This is a genomic window from Yersinia sp. LJYL362, from assembly GCF_048323875.1.
Genome location: NZ_JBLWEX010000265.1, coordinates 1 through 24,909, shown reverse-complemented (window position 1 = coordinate 24,909; position 24,909 = coordinate 1). Strand labels below are relative to the sequence as shown.

Here is a 24,909-nt window from a genome sequence, read left to right as displayed (position 1 = left end):
TGATTTTCTTTAGGCGCGGTAAAGATGACAAGTTCCCGGCACCTGCGGTAGAGCCAGTTATCACTAACAATATCGTGCTAAAAAAACTGCGTGTGGCGTTTGAATTGAAAGACACCGATATGCATGATGTGTTCAACGCCGTCGAGTTTCCAGTATCCAAACCTGAGTTAAATGCTTTGTTCCGTAAAGAAGGCAGCAAAAACTTCCGCCCATGTGGTGATCAGGTATTGCGCTATTTCCTTAAGGGTTTGACATTACGTATACGTGGACCTAAAAAATAGAAATAATCATGTCGATATAAAATCAGATATTGATTGCCAGTAAAAGAGCAGGAGTAGCAATTTGCTATTCCTGTTTTTCGTTAATTAACGAGATAACCTCACTCTATTTTTAAATTAGCCTATCTCAGTTAGTCTTTTCTTTATATCTCTCCCCTTTCTGTGTTGCACTATATGTGCTCGTTTGTTGCGCAATAATGGTGCAGATAATTAGGCTGTATATCAGGCTATTTGGTCGAAATATTTATAATGTTAAATTAAATCATCAAGATATAAAACTGGCACGGCGATTGCGCAGAGTCATTCAATCTTGTGTGTTTTTACTCAACGACCAGAGGTTAACGCTATGCAACATCGTAACTTAATTAAGGTTTTTGCGCTTTCAGCTTCGGTTGTCAGTCTGGGTGTGGCTTTTGGCACACTGGCCGCTGATACTATTAAAGTGGGTATTTTGCACTCGTTGTCCGGCACGATGGCTATTTCTGAAACGCCCCTGAAAGATATGGCGTTAATGAGTATTGATGATATCAATGCGCACGGTGGAGTATTAGGTAAACAACTTGAGCCGGTTATTGTTGACCCGGCATCTAACTGGCCGTTATTTGCCGAAAAAGCACGGCAATTATTAACACAAGATAAAGTCGCGGTTGTTTTCGGTGCCTGGACTTCGGTCTCTCGTAAATCAGTTTTGCCCGTATTTGAAGAGCTTAATGGTTTACTTTTTTACCCAGTACAGTATGAAGGTGAGGAGATGTCACCGAATGTTTTCTACACCGGCGCGGCACCAAATCAGCAAGCTATCCCCGCAGTGGAATATTTATTGAGTGAAGATGGTGGTGCGGCGAAGCGCTTTATTCTGTTAGGTACTGATTATGTTTATCCGCGAACAACCAATAAAATTTTACGGGCGTTCCTGCACAGTAAAGGTATTCAGGATAAAGATATCGAGGAGGTTTATACCCCGTTCGGCTATAGCGATTACCAAACGATCGTGAGTAATATTAAAAAGTTCTCAGCTGATGGTAAAACTGCGGTTATCTCCACCATCAATGGTGATTCGAATGTTCCTTTCTACAAAGAATTAGCCAATCAGGGCATTAAAGCCACAGATGTGCCAGTCATTGCTTTCTCCGTGGGGGAAGAAGAACTTCGCGGTATTGATACTAAACCATTAGTGGGCAATCTCGCGGCGTGGAACTACTTCCAATCGGTAGATAATCCAACTAATAAAAAGTTTGTTGAGCAATGGAAAGCTTATGCCAAAGCTCACAAGTTGCCGAATGCTGATACCGCCGTGACCAATGACCCGATGGAAGCAACCTGGGTTGGCATGCATATGTGGGCGCAGGCGGTGGAGAAAGCCAAATCAACTGATGTGGATAAAGTGCGCGCTGCAATGGCTGACCAAACCTATCCAGCACCCTCCGGTTTTACCTTAACCATGGATAAGACCAATCACCATTTACATAAACCGGTGATGATTGGCGAAATCGAAGCTGATGGGCAGTTCAATGTGGTGTGGCAGACGGATGCCCCTATCCGTGCTCAGCCGTGGAGCCCATTTATCGCCGGAAATGACAAAAAACCGGATCATCCAGTGAAAACTACCCAGTAGCGCCGACTCTCCGGAGTCAGTCAAATGTTGCTGCCTCCGGTTCTTTTTTGCCACCTATCCGTGATGAGTGGGCCTATGAAATCGTTAATTCCTGTTTGGAGTAGAACGGCCAATGATTTGCTTAGGGCGATGCTGTGCCTGCTATTAGGCATGTCGACATTTGCGATGGCAGGGCCAGCTCATGATTTTGCTGCGGCTAATCGTTCGCAACAGGCCGCAATGTTGCAGCAATGGGCAACAGAACCGGATGCGAGTCGTTTAGCATTATTACAAGCGCTTAAACAAGAAACGTTAGTGATCGACAGTGCTGGGCAGGTTTTTGTTCAGAATCATCAGGTTTTCATCCCTTTAGAGGGGCTGTTACAACCCACTGACGTACCGAAGAAAATCTGGCTCAACAACCGGTTACGTATTTTGATTGCCAATGCTTTGGCGGCTCAACGGCTGGTCAGTGACGATGTATCTGTGCGTTTAAATGCGGCACAGGAATTACAGCAGCAGGCGCAAAGTGATCAACTGCCGCTACTTAATCAGCGTTTGAAATTAGAAACTGACAGCAAAGTCAAAGAAGCGCTGAACATTGCGCTGGCAAATTTACAACTGACCGACAGCAACCCGCAAATACGGTTAAATGCCGTACAACTGTTAGGGCAATCTGGCTCACCGCAGACTCAATCACGGCTGCAAAACTTAACTGATGCCAAGGTTGAGCCTGATGCACAGGTACGTGCTGCGGCGGCCAGTAGTTTAAAACAGGTGCAAAACCGATTGATGGTGGGAGAGGTGATCGGGCAGGTATTTAGCGGGTTGTCGCTGGGATCTATCTTACTGCTAGCCGCGCTGGGATTAGCCATCACTTATGGGTTATTGGGCGTTATCAATATGGCTCATGGCGAGATGTTGATGCTGGGAGCCTACTCCGCCTATTTAGTGCAATCCCTGTTTCAACAACTTGCTCCACATTGGTTGGCACTCTATCCATTGGTCGCTTTACCGGTTGCTTTCTTTATTACCGCCGGAATTGGTATGGCTTTAGAGCGAACCGTGATTCGACATCTGTACGGCCGCCCACTAGAAACCCTGCTAGCAACCTGGGGGATCAGCTTGATGCTTATTCAAGGGGTACGGATGATTTTTGGCGCGCAAAATTTGGAAGTGGCTAACCCTGCCTGGCTATCGGGTGGAGTGCAACTTTTACCTAATCTGGTTCTACCGTGGAATCGGATTGCCGTTATCGCTTTCGTTATGATTATTTTGCTACTCACTTGGTTATTGCTGAATAAAACTCGCCTTGGATTGCAGGTGCGGGCAGTGACACAAAACCGTGCAATGGCCGCGTGTTGCGGGGTAGCAACTGGGAAAGTCGATATGTTGGCTTTTGGATTAGGGTCTGGTATTGCTGGCTTGGGTGGCGTTGCGCTATCGCAGCTTGGGAACGTCGGCCCGGAATTAGGGCAGGGTTATATCATCGACTCTTTCCTGGTGGTGGTGCTTGGCGGGGTCGGGCAATTAGCTGGCAGTGTTGTGGCCGCTTTGGGGTTGGGCATGCTAAATAAAATTCTGGAACCGCAGATCGGTGCAGTGCTGGGCAAGATATTGATTTTAGGGCTGATCATTTTGTTTATTCAAAAACGACCACAAGGTCTGTTTGCCCTCAAGGGCAGGGTGAGTGACTAATGAATCAACCTTTGGCGATAACCTTGGCGAAGAAAGCCCCAATCCTTAGTCTGTCATTAGCAGGTATAGTCACTATTTTACTGTTTATTCTTCCTTTTTTGGCATTACTGCCTGCGGATAACCCACTGGCTATCTCGACATATACATTAACTGTTGTTGGTAAAATTCTGTGTTATGCAGTGGTTGCCATTGCATTAGATCTGGTGTGGGGCTATGCCGGATTATTATCTCTCGGCCATGGCTTATTCTTTGCCCTAGGGGGATATGCCATGGGAATGTACCTGATGCGGCAAGCTGCTGGTGATGGTTTGCCCGCTTTCATGTCTTTTCTCTCATGGTCTGAATTGCCGTGGTTTTGGAGTGGTAGCCAATATTTTATTTGGGCATTGTGCCTGATTGTAGTGGTGCCCGGTTTATTGGCTTTTATTTTTGGTTACTTTGCCTTTCGCTCCAAAATAAAAGGTGTCTACTTTTCCATTATGACTCAGGCATTAACCTACGCCGGCATGCTGCTATTTTTCCGCAATGAAACCGGTTTTGGTGGCAATAACGGTTTCACCGGTTTTACAACTATGTTGGGTTTTTCGGTATCAGCAACCTCCACACGTATTGCCTTATTTTTGGCAACACTCGCACTGCTTATTGCCAGTTTGGCTCTCGGGTTTGCCGTGGCGCGAACCAAATTTGGTCGGATACTGACCGCGGTGCGCGATGCTGAAAACCGCCTGACATTCTGTGGCTATGATCCTAAAGGTTTCAAGCTGTTTATCTGGACATTATCAGCCGTGTTGTGTGCCTTGGCGGGCGCGCTATATGTGCCGCAGGTTGGTATTATTAATCCCAGTGAAATGTCACCCACTAACTCCATTGAAGCTGCAATTTGGGTTGCGTTAGGTGGGCGTGGCACTTTGATTGGACCGGTACTGGGGGCTGGCATTGTCAATGGTGCAAAAAGCTGGTTCACCATGGCAATGCCTGAATACTGGCAATTCTTCCTCGGTTTGATCTTTATTTTAGTGACGTTGTTCTTACCTAAAGGGGTTATTGGCTTGCTGAGACGGGGAAAAGACAAATGAGTCGATTTCAAATCACAGAACAACTGATTTACCCTGAAATTATTGCTCAGGAACCCGGTGTGGTACAGCATGCAGCGGATAAGTACCGTCAGCAGCGGGACCCGGTACTGGCTCTGGAAGATATCAATGTCAGTTTTGATGGTTTTCAGGTGTTGAGGAACCTTTCTCTGCAAATAGGCGTCGGTGAACTGCGTTGTATTATCGGCCCAAACGGTGCAGGCAAAACAACGCTGATGGATGTCATTACCGGTAAAACTCGCCCACAGAGTGGCAAGATGATGTACGACCAGCACCATGACCTCTCTGTTATGAATACAATTGAAATTGCTCAGGCGGGGATTGGGCGAAAATTCCAAAAACCGACAGTATTTGAAGCGTTGAGTGTGTTCGAAAATCTTGAACTGGCCCAAAAAAGCACCAAAACTGTTTGGGCCAGTTTGCGCGCTAAGTTAAACAGTGAACAGCGGGATCAAATTGATGAAACGTTAACTATGCTGCGCCTAAGTAATATGCGTCAGCGGCCCGCAGGTTTGTTATCTCATGGGCAGAAACAGTTTCTTGAAATTGGGATGTTATTAGTACAAGACCCACATTTGCTGTTGTTGGATGAGCCAGCCGCTGGGATGACGGATGCAGAAACGGCTTATACCGCCGAGCTGTTTAACCAATTGGCTGGGAAGCATTCATTGATGGTGGTGGAGCACGATATGGGGTTTGTGGAGACCATTGCCGACCATGTCACCGTATTACATCAGGGGCAAGTGTTAGCTGAGGGAACTCTAGCCGAGGTGCAGGTAAATGAGCAGGTAATAGAGGTGTATTTAGGGCGCTGAATCGCTCTGACTCTGCGTTGTCTCCCCCTCATTTGGGTTGACCAAACTTCGGGGGATCGCGCCTTGATTCACAGCGGTTGCGCAGCTTTCTTTTCATATCTCGTTATCTGGGTATTTAAGGGCAAAATATGCTGAAAGTGAATGAACTTGATCAATATTATGGTGGAAGCCATATCTTGCGCGGCTTGTCATTCGAGGTAGCCATAGGTGAGGTAACTTGCTTATTGGGCCGTAATGGTGTGGGTAAAACAACATTACTGAAATGCCTGATGGGGCTAGTACCAGCCAAGAACGGTACCATTACTTGGGAGGGGAAAGATATTAGCCATCAATCACCCCATCAGCGAGTTAAAGAGGGGATTGCCTATGTGCCACAAGGGCGGGAAATTTTCCCCCGATTAACAGTAGAAGAGAACATCCTGTTAGGTCTTTCCCGCTTCTCCGGTTCACAAAGTCAGGTTGTGCCAGAACATATTTATCAACTCTTCCCCGTTTTGCTGGAAATGAAACATCGCCGTGGCGGTGATTTATCGGGCGGACAGCAGCAACAACTGGCCATTGGGCGGGCGCTGGCTTGCCAACCTCGTTTGCTCATTCTTGATGAACCCACAGAAGGCATTCAGCCCTCGGTTATTAAGGAGATCGGTTTAGTTATCAAGACACTGGCAGCCAAAGGGGATATGGCTATTTTGTTGGTTGAGCAATTTTATGATTTTGCCGCAGAGCTGGCGGATAGCTATCTGGTGATGTCTCGCGGCAAAATTGTCCAGCGAGGTCACGGTACCGATATGGAGCTTGAGGGTGTCCGTAGCCTGGTCGCTATTTGAGTTATTTTATGACAGCTTAGTGCTATCGATTGGGAGCGAATCAGAAGCACCCCATTCAGCCCAAGAACCGTCATACAGTGCTACAGACGGTGCATTGACAGCAGCTAATCCCAGAGCAACGACCGCAGCTGTAACACCTGAACCACAGCTGGTAATAATGGGTTTGGTTAAATCCACCCCTTGGGCGGCAAAAATAGCTTCCAGTTCTTGTGGTGATTTCAGGTTACCATTCTCAACCATACTCCCCCAAGGCACATTAATACTGCCGGGGATGCGACCAAGACGCAATCCAGGACGAGGTTCTGGTTCCAAAGCTTTGAATCTGCCGGCTGGACGAGCATCTAAAATCTGTATTTCATTGTTTCCCAGTGCGGCTAAAACCTCATGAACATTTTTGACAGCAGCATCATTGAATGTTGCGTTGAAGGTTTGAGGTGTTGGGAATGTTGGGCCGCTTTCTAATGCAAAACCTGCCTGTTGCCATCCACTAAAACCACCGGCCAGTATATATACTTTTTGGGCACCGAAGATACGGAATGTCCACCAAACCCGCGGTGCTGAAAATAGGTTGCCATCATCATAAATGACTAAGGTATGCTGTTCACTGGCCCCTAATTGGCCGACCATCTCACTGAATACTTGTGGAGATGGCAACATATGAGGCAAATCGGTGCTGCTATCTGCAATTGCATCAATATCAAAGTAAACAGCTCCGGGGATATGCCCTTGCTCAAACTCGGCCTGAATATTTCTTTTGGGGATTAATCCTGGCGGTGACATTCTGGCATCCAGAATAACGATATTGGTATCATCAATATGTTCTGCCAGCCATCGTGGTGTAACCAAAAAAGATGAGTTCATAGCAATTTACCTGTCGAAATTATAAAGAAGCCGCTTAGTTGAGTGCTTCATCGTGGTGTTCACTATATAACGAAATTACCGTATTGAAACCCAGAGTTGTCAGCAATGCATATTGCCCCGCAAAATTTAAATTTATAGTTTCATTTATTTCATAAAAAGAATAAATAATTCATTTGTTTTTCTTTTGTGATTTATTTTTGTGAGCTAAGCGGTTTGGTTTACTACTTGTTAATGCAAAATTTCATAGGACTGGGAAGATTAAATGAGTTGCTTCGCAAAAAAGGCTTTTCATTCCGATTTAATCTTGAATATGAAATTTTAATTTCGTATAACCGTTGATAAGTAGAGGCTCCTCGTGGGGCCTTAATTCTAAACAAGCGAGGGGAATAGAATGCAAAAGGTTCGAATTGGCCTTATTGGTACCGGTTATATTGGTCGCTGTCATGCTATTGCTTATGCGCAGGTTGCGACGGTTTTTCCTTTAAAGGGTTTGCCTGTATTAGAAATGCTGGCAGAAGTCACACCTGAGTTGGCTCAACAACGAGCTGAAGAATTTGGTTTTTCCCGATCAACTGCAAATTGGCAAGAATTGGTCTCTGACCCCGCTATTGATGTCGTAGATATTTGTGCGCCAAATTTCTTACACAAAGAAATGGCTCTTGCGGCTATAAGCCATGGTAAGCATGTTTATTCCGAAAAACCGCTGGCTCTTAATGCCGCAGATGCCAAAGAAATGGTCGAGGCAGCACGCGCGAAAGGAGTGAAAACGTTGGTGGGATTCAACTATATGAAGAACCCAACTAGTCAGTTAGCCCGCGAGATCATTGCCAATGGCGAGATTGGCGACATCGTGCATTTTTATGGCACTCATAATGAAGATTATCTGGCAGACCCGCAAACGCCGTTGGATTGGCACTGCACTAAGGCGCAGGCGGGGTTAGGAGCATTAGGTGATCTAGCCGCACACATTGTCAATATGGCCCATTATCTGGTGGGTGATATCACTAATGTATGTGGTGATATGCAGACGCTGATTAAGCAGCGGCCTGATCCAAAAAATCCCTCATTGTTACGTGAAGTAGAAAATGAAGATCAGGCAAGTGCGCTGGTTCGTTTTGCCAATGGGGCAATGGGGACTATTGAGACTTCACGTATTGCTTGTGGTCGCAAAATGGGTTTGACCTATGTGGTCACAGGAACCAAAGGCACAATCAGTTATTCCCAAGAACGAATGGCTGAATTGCAGCTCTATCGCCACGATGAACCCCAGTCCAGGCAAGGGTTTAAAACATTGCTTACAGGGCCACTGCACCCCGACTATGCAGCATTTTGTGTAAGTGCTGGGCATGGTATTGGATTTAACGACCAAAAAACGGTCGAGATCCGTGATTTGATTAACGGAATTGCTGCCGGTGATCGTATGTGGCCGGATTTTGAGGAAGGCTGGAAGGTCTCCAGAGTACTCGATGCTATTGCTACTTCAGCAGAAGAACTGTGCTGGGTTAATGTAGCTGAAAATTGATGTGGTTCGTCATTGCTCATTGATCAAAGCTTTTTGAGTTTAGCCAGATCAAAACAGAAGGCGATTATCACATTCTCATATTTACATAGTATTTTAAGTTAGTTAGCAGCAGGGATCATTAAGCTGATACTGGTGAGAATTATGCCAAGTATGAGTCCTCAATATGCCTGCTGCTGATACCAAATCTAATCACCGTGGAGCCGGGGCTGCTCATTATCTTAGCGAGCAACAACGGGCTAGAATAAAACTATTGTCTCGCTCTTGGGTATGGCGGCTGGAATTGCCTACCTGGATATTGATAGGGGTTATTTATACTGGTTGGTTTGCCTGTGTTATTTATTGGCAGCAATTAGGCACAGTGCTGGGAAGCATACTGCTAATATTATTTACCGCATGGTATATGTCACTACAACATGAGCTGATTCATGGTCATCCAACTCGTTGGCGAGTGGTAAATCAGCTGTTAGGTACTTTGCCACTGGCAGTATGGTACCCCTATGGTCTTTATCGTGACTCCCATATTCAACACCATAAAGATGAGGATCTGACTCATCCTGAAAAAGATCCAGAGTGCTATTATTACACCGCAAAGCAATGGCAACATTTTCCACAATTATTCAAAGGTATTGTCCGTATTAGCAATACCTTTTCTGGCCGATTAATTTTGGGACCCGCGTTAGATATCATCGCCACCATTCGCAGTGCAATCCGTGCTTTTATTACTGGCGATCGTTCGGCCATTACAATGTGGTTGGTTCATTTGGGTTTACTTGGCTTCTTGTTTTACTGGATGGCTGGTTATGGTATTTCGACTATTTTTTATATTTTGGTAATTAGCTATCCCGCCCTTAGTTTGACCAAAGTAAGATCCTTTTTTGAGCATCGCGCGGCTGAAAACAGTGCAGCACGTTCAACTCTGAATGAGGCCGCATGGCCATGGCGTCTACTCTTTTTAAACCTCAATTATCATTTGGTTCACCACGATTTACCGGCTTTGCCCTGGTATGGACTACGCCGGATTTATCTGGAAAGTCGGGTTCAATATCAGCATCGCAGCGAGCAATTTGTGGTGAATGGCTATACTGAATGGTTCGAAGCATTTGTTTTTACAGCTTTGGAGATAGAAATTCATCCTTTTTACGATAGTGAAAATAAAGCTCCGGCTGAGGAAAGGCTGCACACTGTAATTGACAGGGGAGATGGGCATACCGAGTCAGTCTAAAATGACTTATCAAAGTGAAAATGAAGGCATCAGACCATCTACAAAATCGGAGGTATTGTTTTCACTTATCTGTATTTTACTGTTGTTATATACAGCTATTTATGTAATCTTAACAGTCATCCTTGTCAGTAACACGCATTTAAATACTTAGCTATCATACTGTTATCTATAGATGTAGCAGGCCAGTTAGCCTAGTCTGACTTGAATAATATATTTAATATCAATTGGTTATTTGGTTTATTTTCGACTAAATCTAATATGGTTGCTGATTTGTTAATGGTTTTGGTTTTTATGCCTGGCTGAATTGGCATTTCACCGATATTAATGAATGAACTTTCAATAACCCTTGAGCACATAGAGGTAAAGCATGGCAAAGACCTTAACCCGTAGCCGGATTTTTGTGTTAGCTACAGTAATGTTGGCTGTTTCAGGTGGCGCGTCACAGGCTGCTGATACTGTCCGTGTTGGCTCAAAAATTGATACTGAAGGCTCGTTGCTGGGCAATATTATTGTGCAGGTTCTTGATGCTAATGGGATTAAAACAACTAATAAATCCCAGTTGGGTACCACCAAAGTGGTGCGCGGAGCTATCACAGCGGGTGAGATTGATATTTACCCTGAATACACGGGTAATGGTGCATTTTTCTTCTCTGATGAAAAAGATCCTGCCTGGAAAGATGCGAAAGCAGGTTATGAAAAAGTAAAAGCACTGGATTATGAGAAAAATAAACTGGTGTGGCTTTCACCGGCACCAGCGAACAATACCTGGACCATTGCTGTTCGCCAGGATTTGGCTAGTGCGAATAATTTGAAAACCCTGGATGATTTAGGCAAATGGATTAATGCGGGTGGCAAATTCAAATTGGCTGCCTCAGCTGAGTTTATTGAAAGACCTGATGCCCTGCCTGCTTTCCAACAAGCATATGGCTTCAAATTGAACCAAGACCAACTCTTGTCATTGGCTGGTGGTGACACCGCGGTAACAATTAAAGCCGCCGCTGAGCAGACCTCGGGAGTGAATGCCGCCATGGCGTATGGCACCGATGGCCCGGTAGCGGCACTAGGTCTGCAAACGCTGGAAGATACCAAAGGTGTACAACCTATCTATGCGCCAACCCCAATAATCCGTGAAGCCACACTGAAAGCGCATCCTAATATCCCTGCTTTGCTTGATCCCGTATTTGCCACTCTTGATAGTGCAACCTTGCAAAAACTGAATGCTCGTATTGCGGTTGAAGGTCAGGATGCTAAGAAAGTCGCTGCCAATTACCTGAAAGAAAAAGGGTTTGTAAAAGGATAGTCATGTGTATCAGGGAGGGTGCTATAGCTATCAATATGTATAGCATTCCCCAATAAACAGATAATTCATTGTTTCTTTTAGGATTATCTGTCATGGAGATGGATTTTTATGTCTGTAAAAAACCGAGTCCTGTTATCGCTGGTTATTTTGATGATTTTATCAGGAGTCGGGCTTTCTTTTGTCAGCCATGCACCCAATCGGTTGATATCAGGGCAGGGAATTTCATTAATATCGTTGATAACAGGGCCAGTTTGGTGGTTGTTATTACCGATATTGATGCTGGCTAGCTTCGCTTTCTTTAAACAAAGTACTGTGCTGTATTGGACCACAGTTTTGATAGCCGAACTGCTGTTATTCGGTTTGTTGTTACTGGCTGGCACAACTGCTACACAACTTGCTGGCGGCGAAGAAAGCCTGGTTCGTACATCTCTTGGCGGTGGTTTTTGGCTGATGAGTGGGATGAGCATTTTGATTGCTATCGATAGCTTGTCTCGTGCGGTTGTGAATCCTATCTGGCGCAGTATGGCTAATGTTTTGCTGCTTCTGCCCGTCGTAATATTGCTAGCTACGGGGCAACTCGATCAACTGTCATTGCTGAAAGAATACGTTAATCGGCAAGATGTGTTTAATGATGCGTTATGGCAACACCTTCAAATTCTGTTTGCAACGTTAGTGCCAGCGATGCTTTTGGGTATTCCTCTTGGCCTGTTCTGCTTCCGGTCTCCTCGCTTTCAAGTTGCTGTTTTTTCAACATTAAATATTATTCAAACTATTCCATCCATTGCTTTATTTGGTCTGCTGATTGCACCTTTGGCTGGATTGGCTGCGGCTATTCCCTGGCTGGCAGAGCATGGAGTGAGTGGTATCGGGTTAGCGCCAGCGATTGTCGCACTGGTACTTTATGCCTTATTGCCGCTAGTACGTAATGTAGTTGCCGGGTTAGACGCTGTACCAGACAGTGTTGTTGAATCGGCACGAGGAATGGGAATGACCCGCAGTCAGTTGTTCTTTCGGGTGCAGATACCCATTGCCATGCCACTTATTGTATCTGGAGTTCGGATTATTGCCGTGCAGACAGTCGGGTTGGCTGTTGTCGCCGCACTAATTGGTGCGGGTGGCTTAGGCGCGATTGTATTTCAAGGTTTGCTCAGCAGTGCATTGGATTTGGTGCTGTTGGGTGTAATCCCCGTGGTAGTGATGGCGGTTGTAGTTGATTCGCTGTTTAAATTCATCGTTATTTTTATGGATACTTCGCATCGATGATTCATTTCCATCAGGTAAGTAAATATTTTGCCGGCAAACGGGCTGTAGATAACCTAACGTTACAAATAGCGAAAGGGGAATTTACGGTATTGATAGGTACCTCGGGTTCCGGTAAGTCGACCACACTAAAAATGATTAACCGACTTATTGAGCATGATGAAGGGGAAATCCATTTTGCCGGAGAGGAAATACGTAATTATAAGCCCGAAGATATACGCCGTCGCATGGGTTATGCCATCCAATCAATAGGGCTATTCCCCCATTGGACTGTGGAACGCAATATTGGCACCGTACCACAATTGCTCAAATGGCCTCAGAAGCGTATTCGACAGCGGGTGATTGAATTGCTTGAACTATTGCATCTGGATCCAGAACAATTTCTTTATCGTTATCCTCATCAATTGTCAGGTGGACAGCAACAAAGGGTCGGTGTTGCCCGAGCTTTGGCCGCAGATCCAGAAGTATTGCTGATGGATGAACCCTTTGGGGCATTAGACCCAGTGACTCGTTCGGCATTGCAGTTCGAAATTACCCGTATTCATCAATTATCGGGGCGGACTATTGTGCTGGTTACCCATGATATTGATGAAGCATTGGCTTTGGCTGACCGTATAGTATTGATGGATGGTGGGCGAGTTATCCAACAAGGGACACCTCTGGAAATGTTAACTCAGCCCGTGAATGACTTTGTTCGTGATTTTTTTGGCCGCAGTGATTTAGGCATTAAGTTGTTGTCACTCGGGCGAGCCGAACAACGTATCAGGCGCGGTGAAACTATGATAGGGCAGCCCATACTGGGTACAACGAGCTTGCGAGAAGCACTTTCTCTGTTTGTGTCACGCCAGACAGATAAATTGCTGGTAGCCGATGAACAGGGGCAACCATTGGGGGTACTTTATTTTGCTGATTTGATTGCGGATGCAGATAGGGGCGAAGTATGAAACCGACTGCCGTCAACATTAGTGAGGATAAAAAGTGTCTGATGGAGAAGCTTAAATCAGGGCTACTGTGCGGGTTAACTGACCCTCTTTGTTGGGCATTGCTCTTATTGGCTGGTCTGGTTTTTGGTATGACCTCCTTGGGGGGCTTTTTTTCAGCGTTATTCCCTGATCTCGACAGGCCTATATATGTGCAAGATACATTTTGGTCACTGGTAGTTGCCCATATTTTCCTGGTGCTAATTTCCAGCATTATCGCTGTTTTTATTGGGGTGAGCGCCGGTGTTGCCGTGACGCGTCCAGCAGGGAAAGAGTTTCGTTCGGTGGTAGAAACTATTGTCGCGATGGGGCAGACATTTCCCCCTGTAGCGGTGCTTGCTATTGCTGTGCCAGTGATGGGATTTAGCGAAAAACCCGCGATTATTGCTTTGGTGCTTTATGGTTTATTACCTATTTTACAAGGGACTATTACAGGTGTTGAGTCTGTTTCCCGGGATATCCGTGAGGTTGCTGAAGGCGTAGGAATGAGCGCTAGACAGATCTTGTGGCGAGTGGAATTACCGTTGGCTGCGCCAGTTATTGTCGCGGGGATCCGAACGTCAGTCATTATCAATATTGGTACTGCTGCTATTGCTTCCACAGTAGGGACGAAAACCTTGGGATCGCCAATTATTATTGGACTGAGCGGATTTAATACCGCCTATGTTATCCAGGGAGCTATTGTGGTTGCTTTATTGGCGATTATTACCGATATGATCTTTGCACGATGGAATCGGCGTTTATCTCGCTGGAGAGAATTGCAGTCTCTTCCTGTAGCAAAAAATCACTGATACTTCGATTTTTACTGATCTCCTAAGTAGGTGCTAATATTGATTTCACTGCCGATGTACGGGGTTAGGCCAGTACAAGATGTGCAACCTTTTTTGCAATTATTGTTGCAGCAATTGCACAAACATGGCATCACTGCAGCTCCCGAGCAATTATGTTGGCCCTCAGATTTACTGCAACATTGGCGTGATCCTACACTGCTTTTAAGTCAGACCTGTGGTTTTCCTCTCGTGACTCTATTACAACAGCAAGTTCAGTTGGTTGGCGCATTCAGCTATCAATCACCTTATTGCTCAGGGGAGTATTACCGCAGTTTAGTGGTGGTCCGTGCAGATGAAGAAGGGCGGCAGCTTTCTGACTTTCGCTCTCGTGTCGTTGCATTCAACAGCACAGACTCCCAGTCAGGATATAATGCTTTGCGTGCTTTGATTGCGCCACTGGCGATCAATGGGAAGTTCTTTTCTCGTGCAGTAGCTTCGGGTGGACACTATCGTTCTATCGAAATGATTCAACAGCGGCAAGCAGATATTGCCGCGATAGATTGCGTGAGTTTTGCATTATTACAACGTGATAACCCATCAGCGCTTGCCGGATTAAAAATTATCGCGCAAACCGATATTGCTCCAGGCTTGCCATTGATTACCTCGTTAGCGACATCCAAAGAGCAGCTAAACCAGATACGTCAGGCTATAACAGCCACTGTCAATTCTCCCGAGGCAAGCTCTGCTAAGGATAAATTATTGATCAAAGGATTTAGCACATTGCCGTGGTCGGCCTATGGCGTGATTAAGCAGATGGAAAAAAAGGCTGCGGCATTAGGCGTAATCACGCTTTAACACAAGGAATATTGAAGCCCTGATTCTTGATGAAGTATGTTGAGGTACAGACATAAGACGGCAGTAAAATGCTGTCTGAGGTTAATGACAAAGTGCCCGTAACGGTGAAAACAGGCAGATCGTAAAGACGCCGTAAACCCTTCCCTGTGGGCTCGAGCCGCGCCGTCCCTGGCGCGGACGCTTTACTCTTCTACCTGTCTTCGCCTTGCAAGATCGAGTTCTTAGGGGTTGTCAGCAGTCTGAGACGGCAGTAAAATGCCGTCTTATGTCTGATTATGAATAACTACAGCAGGCCGCCACCCTCAACATCAATCACGCTACCGGTCATGAAGCTATTTTCCAGTAATAAGATATAGGCGCTAGCAATATCAACCGGTTGGCCCACTCTGCCCACCGGCAGTGATGCACTAACTTTGGTAAACATGGCCTGACGCTGTTCACTGTTTATTCCGCTATAGGCTTCAGTTGCGGTTACACCAGGGCTGACAATATTGACCCGGCGCGGTGCCAGTTCTTTGGCTAATTGCTTACCGACAGCTTCTAATGCCGCATTGATGGCTGTTTTAATAAACTGGCCACTGATAAATTTGCGTGATAACAAGCCTGATGTCAGTGCTATTGAACCCTGTTCATTGAGATAAGGCAAAGCTGCCTGAATCGCCCGTAGAGCACCCCACAACTTCACATCAAAATTTTCCTGAGCTTCAGTGAGAGAGGTTTCCGCTAAAGGTTTGGCTTTCACTGCTGGCCCGGCGGTGATGACCAAATGATCAAATGCCCCAACTTGGCTAAATACCCTTTTTAATGAATCTTCATTAGTCATATCTGCGGACATACGCAGTATGGCGTTATTATCACTGGAAGACATTGACCCAACTGAACGTCGCGAAACCAATACCACTTTGGCTCCCCGAGCCACCGCAGCATAAGCCACTGCTGCCCCGATACCGCTGTTTCCACCCAGAATAACTACTTTTTGCTGGTTTAATGAATAGCTGAATTGATGCTGTGCCGATGTAGTGATGCTCATAATAAGTCCCATGCTGGAGGAATGATTTTTAATATTTATCTATACTCAATCATTGAAAGTAATTGAACAATCGACTAAAAAGACAATCACTTATAAAGGAATTTTAATAATGATCTCATTTAGTGATTTGGATGTCTTTGTTCGCACGGTTGACTGCGGGAGTTTGTCTGAAGCGGCTCGTCGGTTGAATATAACGCCAGCAGCGGCCAGCATTGCAGTAAAGCGTCTGGAATCACAATTAGGCGTTCGCTTGTTGGTACGCTCAACCCGCAGTTTACGGCTAACAGAGGAAGGTATTAGTTATCTGGATAGTGCGCGTATTGCACTAGGGGCATTAATTGAGGGGGAGCAGGCCATTCAGCGGAAAATGACCGGATTATCTGGGGTTTTGCAACTTTCAGCGCCTTCAGATTTTGGTCGCAATTTATTAGTTAACTGGCTCAATGATTTCAAGCAACAACATCCGCATATTCAATTGCACTTGTTACTTAATGATCGTCACGCAGATCTCTTTCGCGAACCCGTGGATATCGCTTTACGTTTTGGCGTGCCGACTGATTCCAGTTTGGTGGCACTACCTGTTTTGTCTCGCCATCGGCGGATGCTCTGCGCCAGCCCAGCCTATCTTGCCCGGAATGGTGTGCCGCAAACGCCAGCACAATTGGTGAATCATCAATCGGTGTTATATCAGCGTAATGGCCGCCTTTATAATCAATGGCGATTAATGCGGCAAGACGATATTCAGGAAGTCACTATGTCTGGTGAATACATCAGTGATGATGGTGAAATTGCCCGGCGTTGGGCACTGACGGGGCTGGGGATCGCCAATAAAGCGGCTATTGATGTGATAGCGGATATCCGTGCAGGGCGTTTGGTTCAGGTACTACCGGATTGGCAGGGAGAGGTTTTACCCTTAAATTTATTATGCCCCCACCGCTCACAGGTGTCAGAACGGGTTAGGGGCTTGCAGACTTTTTTGCAGCAGCGATGCCGCGAATGGATGGAAACTTACGGTGATTCCTGACCGTTATTGGATAAGCCCGCAGGGCCAATATCAGACAAGGGACTGGACTGCGTGGTTTCAGTTTCAAGTGGGGTGGTTGAACGGGTATAAATGTTCAGTCCAGCCAGAAAAACGCCACCTAATGAACTCAGAGCCATTACCGCAATCAGGATAATGAGTGCTTTTCTCAGCATAATTATTTTCACTTTTTATCTAAACAGCGTGAATTATAGCCCGTTGGCTAAATGAAACAACCATGTTGCATTCTCGGACAATTAGCGTGGTTTGAACAAAAATTTCCCCAGCGTCACCAAAACCACTGCAGAAACAATGACAGCTAACGCGCACCATTCCGTGGTGGATAGACTTTCACCGGCAAAACCAATGCCCAACAATACTGCAACTACCGGATTTACATAGGCATAGCTGGTTGCAACAGCGGGACGGACATTTTTCAGCAAGAACATGTAAGCACTGATAGCCAGCATGGAACCAAAAACAATCAAATAGAGGAGTGAGAGGATTCCTCCCATTGAGGGCATTTGATTGAGTTCTTCGCCGCTTAATGCACTGGCAAGTAACAGAACAACGCCAGCAACCAGCATTTGTGCTGCACCAGACATCGCTCCACTTGGCAACGCCAGCCGTGAGCTCCAAACCGAGCCGAATGCCCAACTGGCAGACGCCAGTAATATCAACATCGCACCTAGCGGGTTACCTAATAAGTTACTGCCGGTGTTGAGTAATATAATGCCCACTAACCCGAGAGCTATGCCCGACCATTCCAGCTTAGTATTACGCATTCCCCATAACATACTGAAACACAAAGTGAATAATGGAACGGTCGCGACCATAACGGCAGCAATACCGGAGGGGACATGTTGGTGTTCTGCAATGGTGACCAACCCATTACCGATAGCCAATAATAAAATACCAATTGCGCTGGCACCCATCCATTGGCGCAAAGTCGGCAGAGCATGACCGCGAATAGCCAGGAAGCTGAACAGTAAGACTCCGGCAATCAGGTAGCGTAATCCCGCCATCATCAACGGTGGCCAGCTTTCGACCCCGATTCGAATGACCAGATAGGTAGAACCCCAGACGAAGTATAAGGTGAACAGTGAACCGACTAGCAACCACAGATTACGGTTATTTTGCTTCAGCATAGTTATTCAATAGGAAAGGAACAGTAAAACAGAGATGTATCAGTAAACATGAGAATAGTGATGGTTACCAAAGGTTTTTATTATTTTTTTACGTTTTAATTTTTCGTCTAAAATTTTCGTTAAAACAGAGGGTTATTCTTATGGTTAACCACTGCTGGGTTAATAGACAGTGACAAAAGCTACTCTTCTCAAGAAAGCAAAAATTGCTTCAGGCATGATGCATAAAATCAGGTGGTTCAACTGAGCTTATATGACAATTATCAGACAAGGTGAGTGATTTATGGGGCCGATGGGGAGTCAGATTAGAATACGCAGTACTAATCTTATACGTGCTTATTCCGGCCTGGTGGCACTGTTGTCACTGTTTATGATGCCAGTAGCCGAGGCGGCACAGAGTGAATATGCTTTTTTATCTTCCAGCGTGTTACAGCATAACCAACGGGCTATCGCGCAAAATAACGAGAAAGGGCAAGAGCAGAGCCCCGTGGCAACACAGCAGGCTTATCGCCAGTTATTGCAGCAAGCGGACAAAATACTGAAACAACCCAACCCCAGTGTCATGGATAAAAATAGAGTTCCGCCCAGTGGCTCTAAGCATGATTATCTGAGTCTCAGTGCGTATTGGTGGCCAGATAGTCAAAAAAGTGATGGTTTACCTTGGATACGCAAAGACGGGCAGATTAATCCCGCCAGTAAAAATGAAGACAGTGATGGTGTACGTTTGGCTGATTTTACTGCAAAGGTACAGGCATTGACGTTAGCTTGGTATTTTTCCGGTGAACAGAAATATGCGGATAAAGCCATTAGCATGATTAGAACCTGGTTTATTGACCCAGGTACTCGCATGAATCCTAACCTGGACTTCGCTCAGGGAGTACCGGGAATTGCCGCAGGGCGCGGAACTGGAGTTTTGGATGGGCGTTACTTTGCCACTCGCATTGTCGATTCGTTGATTATGCTACAGCAGAATACAAACTGGACGGTGCAAGATGAAAAGCAGATTCGGCACTGGATGACAGAGTATCTACAGTGGTTACGCTACAGTGCAGCAGGTAAAAAAGAAGCTGCGGCGCAGAATAATCACGGCAATTGGTATGCGGTACAAGTCGCGGGTATCGCCTGGTATTTGCAACAACCGAGTGTTGTGGTTGAGATGACAGAGTTGCTGAAAACCAAACTGAATACCCAATTAGCAGCAGATGGTTCACAGCCGCTGGAGTTGGCGCGAACACGCTCATTCCATTACAGTTATTTCAGTTTGCAAGCGGCTATACTGATGGCCCAATTGGCAGATAAAGTTCATGTCGACCTGTGGCATTACCACACTCCGAATGGCAGTGGTCTAATTAAAGCGCTTGATTTTATGGCCCCTTTCTCTGACGAGCAAAACAAATGGCCCTACCATAGTCTTGATCATATTGGTGTACGACTCGTGCCTCTGATGGTCCAGGCAGACCAAGCGTTGGGTGAAAATCGCTATCAACAATGGATACAGCAAGCTGATTTTTCCGCTACAAATAACAAGCGAAGAGGTGCGGTAACTGAAGCCTTGCGTGACATTGGGTTATTATCTGTATCGGTTAACAAATAGTGGATAATAAAAAGCCGGGAGGGATCTCCCGGCAAAATGTGATGACTGCTAATAAAATAAATTCACAAAACACGATGAAGCATTCAAACAATAAAACAATGAGGGTAATGCAAATCAATAACGATTAGAACTGATAGACCAGGCCAACAGCCAGAACGTTATCAGTGTTCAGTTTCAGCTTATTATCATCGTTCAGTTGGTTGATTTTATAATCAACATAGGTAGACATGTTTTTATTGAAGTAATAGTAAGCACCGATATCAACATATTTAACTAAATCGGCATCACCAATCCCTTCGATATCCTTCCCTTTAGACTGAATATAAGCCAAAGAAGGTTTTAATCCGAAATCAAACAGGTATTGCGCAACTAATTCAACGTTTTGTGTTTTATTAGCAAAACCACTGACGCTGGTTGAGACATTATTAATAACGGCGGTTCCGGAAATAGGCGTCATGTTACGTGTTTCGGCGTAAGTTGCACCCAGGTAAACACCGTTATCGTCATATTTCAGACCGGTAGTCCAGGCATCTGCTTTATCGCCTTTACCAAATCGACCTTCTTTCTGTGCGGTGGTGCGGTTAGATGAGGCATAGGCCGCACCTACACTAACACCTGCGCCAATTTCATAGCTGGAAGACAAACCAAAGCCGTCACCATTCTGTTTGGTGGCGTCTGCGCGACCATTGGTATTGTCAGTTTCGCTGCCGTTTTTACCCTGATATTGCAGGGAGAACTTCAGGCCATCCACCAGACCGAAGAAGTCAGTGTTACGATAAGTGGCAACACCTGTTGTACGGCCAGTCATGAAATTGTCGGTTCTGGTGTAGCTGTCATTACCGAATTCTGGCAACATATCGGTCCAGGCGGCGATGTCATATAATACGCCGTAGTTACGGCCATAATCGATTGAGCCTAATTTCCCATAACGTAAACCGGCAAACGCTAAACGTGTTTTGTTATCTTTTGTTTCCTGACTTTCAGCATAGTTAGCTGCAACGTTATATTCCCACTGACCATAACCTGTCAGTTGGTCGGTAATTTGAGTCGCACCTTTAAAACCAAAGCGGACATAAGATTTGTCGCCATCACTTTTATTATTATCAGAGAAGTAGTGCAGTGCTTTTACTTTCCCGTATAAATCGAGTTTATTGCCGTCTTTATTATAGATTTCTGCTGCATGTGAAGTTGTGGCAACTAATAAGGCTGGTACCAGGATTGCCAGAATATTACGTTTCATATTTTTGCCCTGTTTCTCTTATTTAAAAAGACGCGAGTAGTAGAATTTTTTGCTGTATTCAATATTTGTCTGAATTCATCCAGCGCAGAATTTTTACCGCATCTGTGTGATATATTTATGACAAAACATAAATAACTGCGACATTGCGTAAATATTGTTCATTTTTATTGGCGATAAACTGACACTTCAACCAGTACTTGTGGTGCTTTCGGGCTGACGTGAGCGTTGCGGTGTGGGACAATAGGGCAACATTCAGTTTAGATAAGATATGCATGGCGTTGTCCCCGGCAGTAAAAGAACAAATAAGTCAGTGGTATAAGGCTCTTTCGCAGCAGATTCCGGATTTTATTTCCCGTACGCCGCAGCGCCAGATGATCGCTGAAGTGGCGAAAACGCTGGCGGGTGATGCTGGCCGACATTTGGCTATCGAGGCACCGACGGGGGTCGGCAAAACCCTGTCTTATCTGATCCCTGGTATTGCTGTCGGCCGGGCAGAAAGCAAGCCGCTGGTGGTCAGTACCGCAAATGTGGCGTTGCAGGATCAGATTTACAGCAAAGATTTGCCGCTGTTGAAGAAGATTATTCCCGACCTTAAGTTCACCGGTGCCTTCGGGCGTGGGCGATATGTCTGTCCGCGCAATCTGGCTGCGATGTGTACTGATGTCTCCGGGCAAGGGGATTTATCACTCTTTCTCGGCGATGAGTTGGCACCTGCCAATGGTGAGGAGCAGGCAACCTGTTTAGCGCTGTCCAAGTCATTGAACAGCCATGTCTGGGATGGGCTGCGTGACCATCATCAGTTATCACTCAGTGACAGTTTGTGGGCCAAATTAAGCACCGATAAAGTCAATTGCCTGGGGCGTAATTGCCATTATTTTCGTGAATGCCCGTTCTTTATTGCCCGCAAGGAAATTGAGAGCGCCGATGTGGTGGTTGCCAATCATGCATTAGTCATGGCAGCACTGGAGACTGAATCCGTATTACCCAATCCAAAAGAGCTGCTGCTGGTGTTGGATGAGGGCCATCATTTGCCAGATGTCGCCCGTGATGCACTCGAGATTGAAGGTGAAATCACCGCCGTTTTTGCCAATATGCAATTGGATATGATTGTCCGTCTGGTAGACCAATGCATGGTGCAATATCGGCCGAAAAACCCTCCCGGTTTGGCTAATCCTGAGCGTTTAAAAGACCATTGTGAGCAACTGCGTGAGCTGATGTTGAGTGTCGAGCAGCAAGTTAGCCAACTGCTGCCAGCCGATGGCAGTCCGGCGGTATATCGTTTTGAAATGGGTGAGCTACCTGGCAGTTTGACGGAAGATTGCGCCAAATTATTCAAGTTAACCGATGCGTTACGGGGTCTGGCTGAGTTTGTTCTCAATGATTTAAGCGAACAAACCGGCAAGCACGATATCGTGCGGTTACATCGTGCCATTTTGCAAATGAGCCGAACACTGGGTTATCTGGAAGCCATGAGTAAACTTTGGCGCTTGGCGGCGATGGCAAAAGCGTCGAATGCGCCGATTTCCAAGTGGATTACCCGAGATTATCGTGAGAACCAAACGCATCTCTATTTCCACTGTGTGGGAATACGCGTCAGCGATCAGTTGGATAAAATGCTGTGGCGCAAAGTGCCGCACGTCATTGTCACTTCTGCCACTTTACGTTCGCTTAATAGTTTTGCTCGGTTGCAGGAACTTAGCGGGTTGAGTGAGAAGGCCGGAGACCGATTTGAAACCTTGTCATCGCCGTTTAATCATATTGAGCAAGGGAAGCTGATTATTCCCAAAATGCGCTTTGAACCCACGATGGCCCATGAGGCTGAGCATCTGGCGGAAATGGCGCAATTTTTCCGCACGCAACACGCCAGCGGGCGGCATAAGGGCATGTTGATCCTCTTTAGCAGCCATCGGGCGATGCAAACTTTCCTCAGTCATGTCACTGATCTGCGCTTGATGTTGCTAGTTCAGGGCGATCAACCGCGCTATCGGCTGGTAGAAGAGCACCGCAAGCGGGTGAAAAAGGGCACCGCCAGTGTATTGGTAGGTTTGCAATCCTTTGCTGAAGGATTGGATTTGAAAGGTGAATTATTGACTCAGGTTCATATCCACAAAATTTCATTTCCACCTATCGACAGCCCAGTGATTCTGACCGAAGGGGAATGGCTTAAGTCGTTGAATCGCTATCCGTTTGAGGTGCAAAGTTTGCCTAGTGCGTCGTTCAACTTGATTCAGCAGGTTGGGCGTTTGATTCGCAGTAACCAATGCCATGGCGAAATTGTTATTTATGACCGGCGTTTATTAACCAAGGGTTATGGTTCGCGATTGTTGGCGGCGCTACCTGTTTTCCCTATTGAGCAGCCCGAGATGCCGGAGGGCAAAGTTGTTACTACTCCTATGGTGAAGGCGGCTGCTAAGGCCTCAGGGAAGAAAGTACGAAGAAAACGAACAGCCTTATAGTGGTTGCTAAGCTGGTTTGGTTATGAAGCGGAGCGAGTGATTGTTCTGATTGATAATTAGCCAGCTTATATTTCGATTTTACTTAAATTTCATGGCAAATCTCATTCCTCAACTTAATGATTTCTGAAAAAAACCATTTGATCTGAAATCTTTTCTGATAGGCATAAATCCAGTGACTAAGCTTATATCAGCCGCTGGTGAGCTGACTCTAACAAGTTAAGCCTGGCAGTACCTCCGGTGAAAATTGCTGGTTATTGGTTAGCGGCAATGCTAACTGCTATCGACATATTTGGCGGGCAGAGGTAGATCAGAATGAAACAGCTAATGGCAGAGTTTATTGGCACTTTCTGGCTGGTGTTAGGCGGGTGTGGCAGTGCAGTATTGGCAGCAATGTTCCCGGTGGCGGGTATCGGATTTCTCGGTGTGGCGTTGGCATTCGGGCTGACTGTTGTCACGATGGCTTATGCATTAGGGCATGTTTCTGGTGCGCATTTTAACCCTGCAGTGTCGCTTGGTTTATGGGTCGGAGGCCGTTTTTCTGGCGCGCAATTGATTCCTTATATCATTGCACAAGTACTGGGGGGGCTAGCCGGGGCGGCGATTTTGTATTTAATCGCCAGTGGCAAGGCCGGTTTCGATGTGACTGCCGGATTCGCCAGTAACGGTTTTGGCGTCCGCTCACCGGGGGGTTATAGCTTACAAGCGGTATTGGTCGCCGAAGTGATTCTGACTATGGGATTTGTGATGGTGATTATGGGGGCGACGGATATACGTTCTCCGGCAGTAGCCGCACCGCTGGCGATCGGTCTGTGTCTGACACTGATTCACTTAATCAGCATTCCAGTCGATAACACTTCAGTTAATCCAGCCCGTAGCACCGGGGTAGCCATTTTTGCCGGTGGAATGGCATTACAGCAGTTATGGGTATTTTGGTTAGCACCTTTAGTCGGCGGAGCCTTAGGGGGGGCTATCTACCGTGTGTTGTTTAGCCCACCGGAAGAGGTGAATAATAGATAGAAATATACAGGTCACTGCGGTGCTTCATCCTCAGCAGTGGCCTGTTTCCCCCCGCAAACTGACCGCTATTAATTCTATCAGTGATATTGTTACCGCAGTTTTTATCCCCCACTTAACCTGATAACTATTTCGGGCATATCCATCCCTATCGATGATAGAGTTTCAGTAATATATATTTTCGAAAAATTGATAGGGGAAATACCGCACCATGGATTACAGCAAAATTATCAAAGAGATTGGGCGCGGTAAAAATCATGCCCGCGATTTGGATCAGGATACCGCCTGTGAACTGTATAAAGCCATGTTGGCCGGACAAGTACCGGCGCTGGA

At 46.0% G+C, this 24,909-nt stretch carries 22 protein-coding genes and 1 pseudogene; 18 read left to right on the top strand and 5 right to left on the bottom strand.

Going from position 1 to position 24,909, the window contains the following annotated elements; genetic code table 11:
* The 6 genes from ACNSO8_RS16280 to urtE all read left to right on the top strand — a co-directional run.
* On the top strand, positions 1-281 hold a 281-nt coding region (locus ACNSO8_RS16280), incomplete at its 5' end, for a DUF1456 family protein (protein ID WP_418395158.1).
* 343 nt (positions 282-624) lie between these two features.
* Complete coding sequence (urtA, locus tag ACNSO8_RS16275) at positions 625-1,893, top strand: urea ABC transporter substrate-binding protein (protein ID WP_019081093.1); 1,269 nt, start codon at positions 625-627, stop codon at positions 1,891-1,893.
* A gap of 75 nt (positions 1,894-1,968) precedes the next feature.
* Positions 1,969-3,570, top strand: coding sequence for an urea ABC transporter permease subunit UrtB (gene urtB, locus ACNSO8_RS16270; protein WP_418395231.1), 1,602 nt, complete (start codon positions 1,969-1,971; stop codon positions 3,568-3,570).
* Positions 3,570-4,646: an urea ABC transporter permease subunit UrtC gene (urtC, locus tag ACNSO8_RS16265; protein ID WP_418395230.1), complete on the top strand. Its 1,077-nt coding sequence runs from the start codon at positions 3,570-3,572 to the stop codon at positions 4,644-4,646. Before urtB ends, urtC begins: the two co-directional genes overlap by 1 nt.
* Entirely contained in the window at positions 4,643-5,479 is an 837-nt protein-coding gene (urtD, locus tag ACNSO8_RS16260; RefSeq protein WP_019081090.1) for an urea ABC transporter ATP-binding protein UrtD, read from the top strand. The genes urtC and urtD overlap by 4 nt, the downstream gene beginning before the upstream one ends.
* 128 nt (positions 5,480-5,607) lie before the next feature.
* Positions 5,608-6,306, top strand: coding sequence for an urea ABC transporter ATP-binding subunit UrtE (gene urtE, locus ACNSO8_RS16255; protein WP_019082715.1), 699 nt, complete (start codon positions 5,608-5,610; stop codon positions 6,304-6,306).
* A 6-nt stretch (positions 6,307-6,312) separates the two neighbouring features.
* On the opposite strand, the gene sseA is transcribed toward urtE, so the two are convergent.
* On the bottom strand, positions 6,313-7,167 hold the full coding sequence (gene sseA / locus ACNSO8_RS16250) for a 3-mercaptopyruvate sulfurtransferase (RefSeq protein ID WP_019082716.1): 855 nt from the start codon (positions 7,165-7,167) through the stop codon (positions 6,313-6,315).
* Positions 7,168-7,558: 391 nt separating this feature from the next.
* Between sseA and ACNSO8_RS16245 the strand changes: the two genes are divergently transcribed.
* The 7 genes from ACNSO8_RS16245 to ACNSO8_RS16215 all read left to right on the top strand — a co-directional run bounded on the left by ACNSO8_RS16245 (position 7,559) and on the right by ACNSO8_RS16215 (position 15,076).
* Positions 7,559-8,689, top strand: a complete 1,131-nt coding sequence (locus ACNSO8_RS16245; RefSeq protein WP_050160054.1) for a Gfo/Idh/MocA family protein — start codon at positions 7,559-7,561, stop codon at positions 8,687-8,689.
* 163 nt (positions 8,690-8,852) lie between these two features.
* Positions 8,853-9,911, top strand: coding sequence for a fatty acid desaturase (locus tag ACNSO8_RS16240; RefSeq protein ID WP_046051301.1), 1,059 nt, complete (start codon positions 8,853-8,855; stop codon positions 9,909-9,911).
* A gap of 367 nt (positions 9,912-10,278) precedes the next feature.
* Positions 10,279-11,211: an ABC transporter substrate-binding protein gene (locus ACNSO8_RS16235; protein ID WP_026018029.1), complete on the top strand. Its 933-nt coding sequence runs from the start codon at positions 10,279-10,281 to the stop codon at positions 11,209-11,211.
* 108 nt (positions 11,212-11,319) lie between these two features.
* Positions 11,320-12,474 carry an ABC transporter permease gene (locus ACNSO8_RS16230; RefSeq protein WP_418395229.1) on the top strand — a complete coding sequence of 385 codons (1,155 nt, stop codon included), beginning with the start codon at positions 11,320-11,322 and terminating at the stop codon, positions 12,472-12,474.
* Positions 12,471-13,415, top strand: a complete 945-nt coding sequence (locus ACNSO8_RS16225; protein WP_050160053.1) for an ABC transporter ATP-binding protein — start codon at positions 12,471-12,473, stop codon at positions 13,413-13,415. The genes ACNSO8_RS16230 and ACNSO8_RS16225 overlap by 4 nt, the downstream gene beginning before the upstream one ends.
* Before the next feature lie 128 nt (positions 13,416-13,543).
* Positions 13,544-14,242, top strand: coding sequence for an ABC transporter permease (locus ACNSO8_RS16220; RefSeq protein WP_173426635.1), 699 nt, complete (start codon positions 13,544-13,546; stop codon positions 14,240-14,242).
* A gap of 54 nt (positions 14,243-14,296) precedes the next feature.
* A complete protein-coding gene (locus ACNSO8_RS16215) occupies positions 14,297-15,076 on the top strand; it encodes a phosphate/phosphite/phosphonate ABC transporter substrate-binding protein (protein ID WP_418395232.1) in 780 nt (259 codons plus the stop codon).
* A 283-nt stretch (positions 15,077-15,359) separates the two neighbouring features.
* Here the strand turns inward: ACNSO8_RS16215 and ACNSO8_RS16210 are convergent, their stop codons facing one another.
* Positions 15,360-16,106, bottom strand: a complete 747-nt coding sequence (locus tag ACNSO8_RS16210; protein ID WP_057630815.1) for an SDR family oxidoreductase — start codon at positions 16,104-16,106, stop codon at positions 15,360-15,362.
* A gap of 109 nt (positions 16,107-16,215) precedes the next feature.
* On the opposite strand from ACNSO8_RS16210, the gene ACNSO8_RS16205 reads away from it, so the two are divergent.
* Positions 16,216-17,130 carry a LysR family transcriptional regulator gene (locus tag ACNSO8_RS16205; protein WP_411924738.1) on the top strand — a complete coding sequence of 305 codons (915 nt, stop codon included), beginning with the start codon at positions 16,216-16,218 and terminating at the stop codon, positions 17,128-17,130.
* Here the strand turns inward: ACNSO8_RS16205 and ACNSO8_RS16200 are convergent.
* Together ACNSO8_RS16200 and yedA are read right to left on the bottom strand one after the other, a co-directional pair.
* The gene (locus ACNSO8_RS16200) at positions 17,115-17,303 is read right to left on the bottom strand and encodes a hypothetical protein (RefSeq protein ID WP_019082723.1); all 189 of its coding nucleotides are present in this window, start codon (positions 17,301-17,303) and stop codon (positions 17,115-17,117) included. The two genes, ACNSO8_RS16205 and ACNSO8_RS16200, sit on opposite strands and share 16 nt — an antisense overlap.
* A gap of 81 nt (positions 17,304-17,384) precedes the next feature.
* The gene (yedA, locus tag ACNSO8_RS16195) at positions 17,385-18,275 is read right to left on the bottom strand and encodes a drug/metabolite exporter YedA (RefSeq protein WP_019081079.1); all 891 of its coding nucleotides are present in this window, start codon (positions 18,273-18,275) and stop codon (positions 17,385-17,387) included.
* 280 nt (positions 18,276-18,555) lie between these two features.
* Here yedA and ACNSO8_RS16190 point away from each other — a divergent pair, with 280 nt between their 5' ends.
* Complete coding sequence (locus tag ACNSO8_RS16190; protein WP_019081078.1) at positions 18,556-19,866, top strand: alginate lyase family protein; 1,311 nt, start codon at positions 18,556-18,558, stop codon at positions 19,864-19,866.
* Between the two features lie 124 nt (positions 19,867-19,990).
* Here the strand turns inward: ACNSO8_RS16190 and ompF2 are convergent, their stop codons facing one another.
* On the bottom strand, positions 19,991-21,106 hold the full coding sequence (gene ompF2, locus ACNSO8_RS16185; RefSeq protein ID WP_019081077.1) for a porin OmpF2: 1,116 nt from the start codon (positions 21,104-21,106) through the stop codon (positions 19,991-19,993).
* 272 nt (positions 21,107-21,378) lie between these two features.
* Between ompF2 and dinG the strand changes: the two genes are divergently transcribed.
* The 3 genes and pseudogenes from dinG to ACNSO8_RS16170 all read left to right on the top strand — a co-directional run.
* Complete coding sequence (gene dinG / locus ACNSO8_RS16180) at positions 21,379-23,562, top strand: ATP-dependent DNA helicase DinG (RefSeq protein WP_019082725.1); 2,184 nt, start codon at positions 21,379-21,381, stop codon at positions 23,560-23,562.
* 312 nt (positions 23,563-23,874) lie between these two features.
* Positions 23,875-24,579, top strand: a complete 705-nt coding sequence (aqpZ, locus tag ACNSO8_RS16175) for an aquaporin Z (RefSeq protein ID WP_019082726.1) — start codon at positions 23,875-23,877, stop codon at positions 24,577-24,579.
* A 208-nt stretch (positions 24,580-24,787) separates the two neighbouring features.
* Positions 24,788-24,909, top strand: a pseudogene (locus ACNSO8_RS16170) (DNA-binding protein YbiB); the annotation flags it as partial.

Bases quoted from the DNA above. Each gene is read 5' to 3' on its own strand.
- sseA (WP_019082716.1), bottom strand. From the start codon at position 7,167: ATGAACTCATCTTTTTTGGTTACACCACGATGGCTGGCAGAACATATT.
- ACNSO8_RS16235 (WP_026018029.1), top strand. From the start codon at position 10,279: ATGGCAAAGACCTTAACCCGTAGCCGGATTTTTGTGTTAGCTACAGTA.
- dinG (WP_019082725.1), top strand. From the start codon at position 21,379: ATGGCGTTGTCCCCGGCAGTAAAAGAACAAATAAGTCAGTGGTATAAG.
- ompF2 (WP_019081077.1), bottom strand. From the start codon at position 21,106: ATGAAACGTAATATTCTGGCAATCCTGGTACCAGCCTTATTAGTTGCC.
- urtA (WP_019081093.1), top strand. From the start codon at position 625: ATGCAACATCGTAACTTAATTAAGGTTTTTGCGCTTTCAGCTTCGGTT.
- ACNSO8_RS16215 (WP_418395232.1), top strand. From the start codon at position 14,297: ATGTACGGGGTTAGGCCAGTACAAGATGTGCAACCTTTTTTGCAATTA.
- urtD (WP_019081090.1), top strand. From the start codon at position 4,643: ATGAGTCGATTTCAAATCACAGAACAACTGATTTACCCTGAAATTATT.
- urtC (WP_418395230.1), top strand. From the start codon at position 3,570: ATGAATCAACCTTTGGCGATAACCTTGGCGAAGAAAGCCCCAATCCTT.
- aqpZ (WP_019082726.1), top strand. From the start codon at position 23,875: ATGAAACAGCTAATGGCAGAGTTTATTGGCACTTTCTGGCTGGTGTTA.
- yedA (WP_019081079.1), bottom strand. From the start codon at position 18,275: ATGCTGAAGCAAAATAACCGTAATCTGTGGTTGCTAGTCGGTTCACTG.
- ACNSO8_RS16225 (WP_050160053.1), top strand. From the start codon at position 12,471: ATGATTCATTTCCATCAGGTAAGTAAATATTTTGCCGGCAAACGGGCT.
- ACNSO8_RS16220 (WP_173426635.1), top strand. From the start codon at position 13,544: ATGACCTCCTTGGGGGGCTTTTTTTCAGCGTTATTCCCTGATCTCGAC.
- ACNSO8_RS16205 (WP_411924738.1), top strand. From the start codon at position 16,216: ATGATCTCATTTAGTGATTTGGATGTCTTTGTTCGCACGGTTGACTGC.
- ACNSO8_RS16230 (WP_418395229.1), top strand. From the start codon at position 11,320: ATGTCTGTAAAAAACCGAGTCCTGTTATCGCTGGTTATTTTGATGATT.
- ACNSO8_RS16210 (WP_057630815.1), bottom strand. From the start codon at position 16,106: ATGAGCATCACTACATCGGCACAGCATCAATTCAGCTATTCATTAAAC.
- ACNSO8_RS16190 (WP_019081078.1), top strand. From the start codon at position 18,556: ATGGGGCCGATGGGGAGTCAGATTAGAATACGCAGTACTAATCTTATA.
- ACNSO8_RS16200 (WP_019082723.1), bottom strand. From the start codon at position 17,303: ATGCTGAGAAAAGCACTCATTATCCTGATTGCGGTAATGGCTCTGAGT.
- urtB (WP_418395231.1), top strand. From the start codon at position 1,969: ATGAAATCGTTAATTCCTGTTTGGAGTAGAACGGCCAATGATTTGCTT.
- ACNSO8_RS16245 (WP_050160054.1), top strand. From the start codon at position 7,559: ATGCAAAAGGTTCGAATTGGCCTTATTGGTACCGGTTATATTGGTCGC.
- urtE (WP_019082715.1), top strand. From the start codon at position 5,608: ATGCTGAAAGTGAATGAACTTGATCAATATTATGGTGGAAGCCATATC.
- ACNSO8_RS16240 (WP_046051301.1), top strand. From the start codon at position 8,853: ATGCCTGCTGCTGATACCAAATCTAATCACCGTGGAGCCGGGGCTGCT.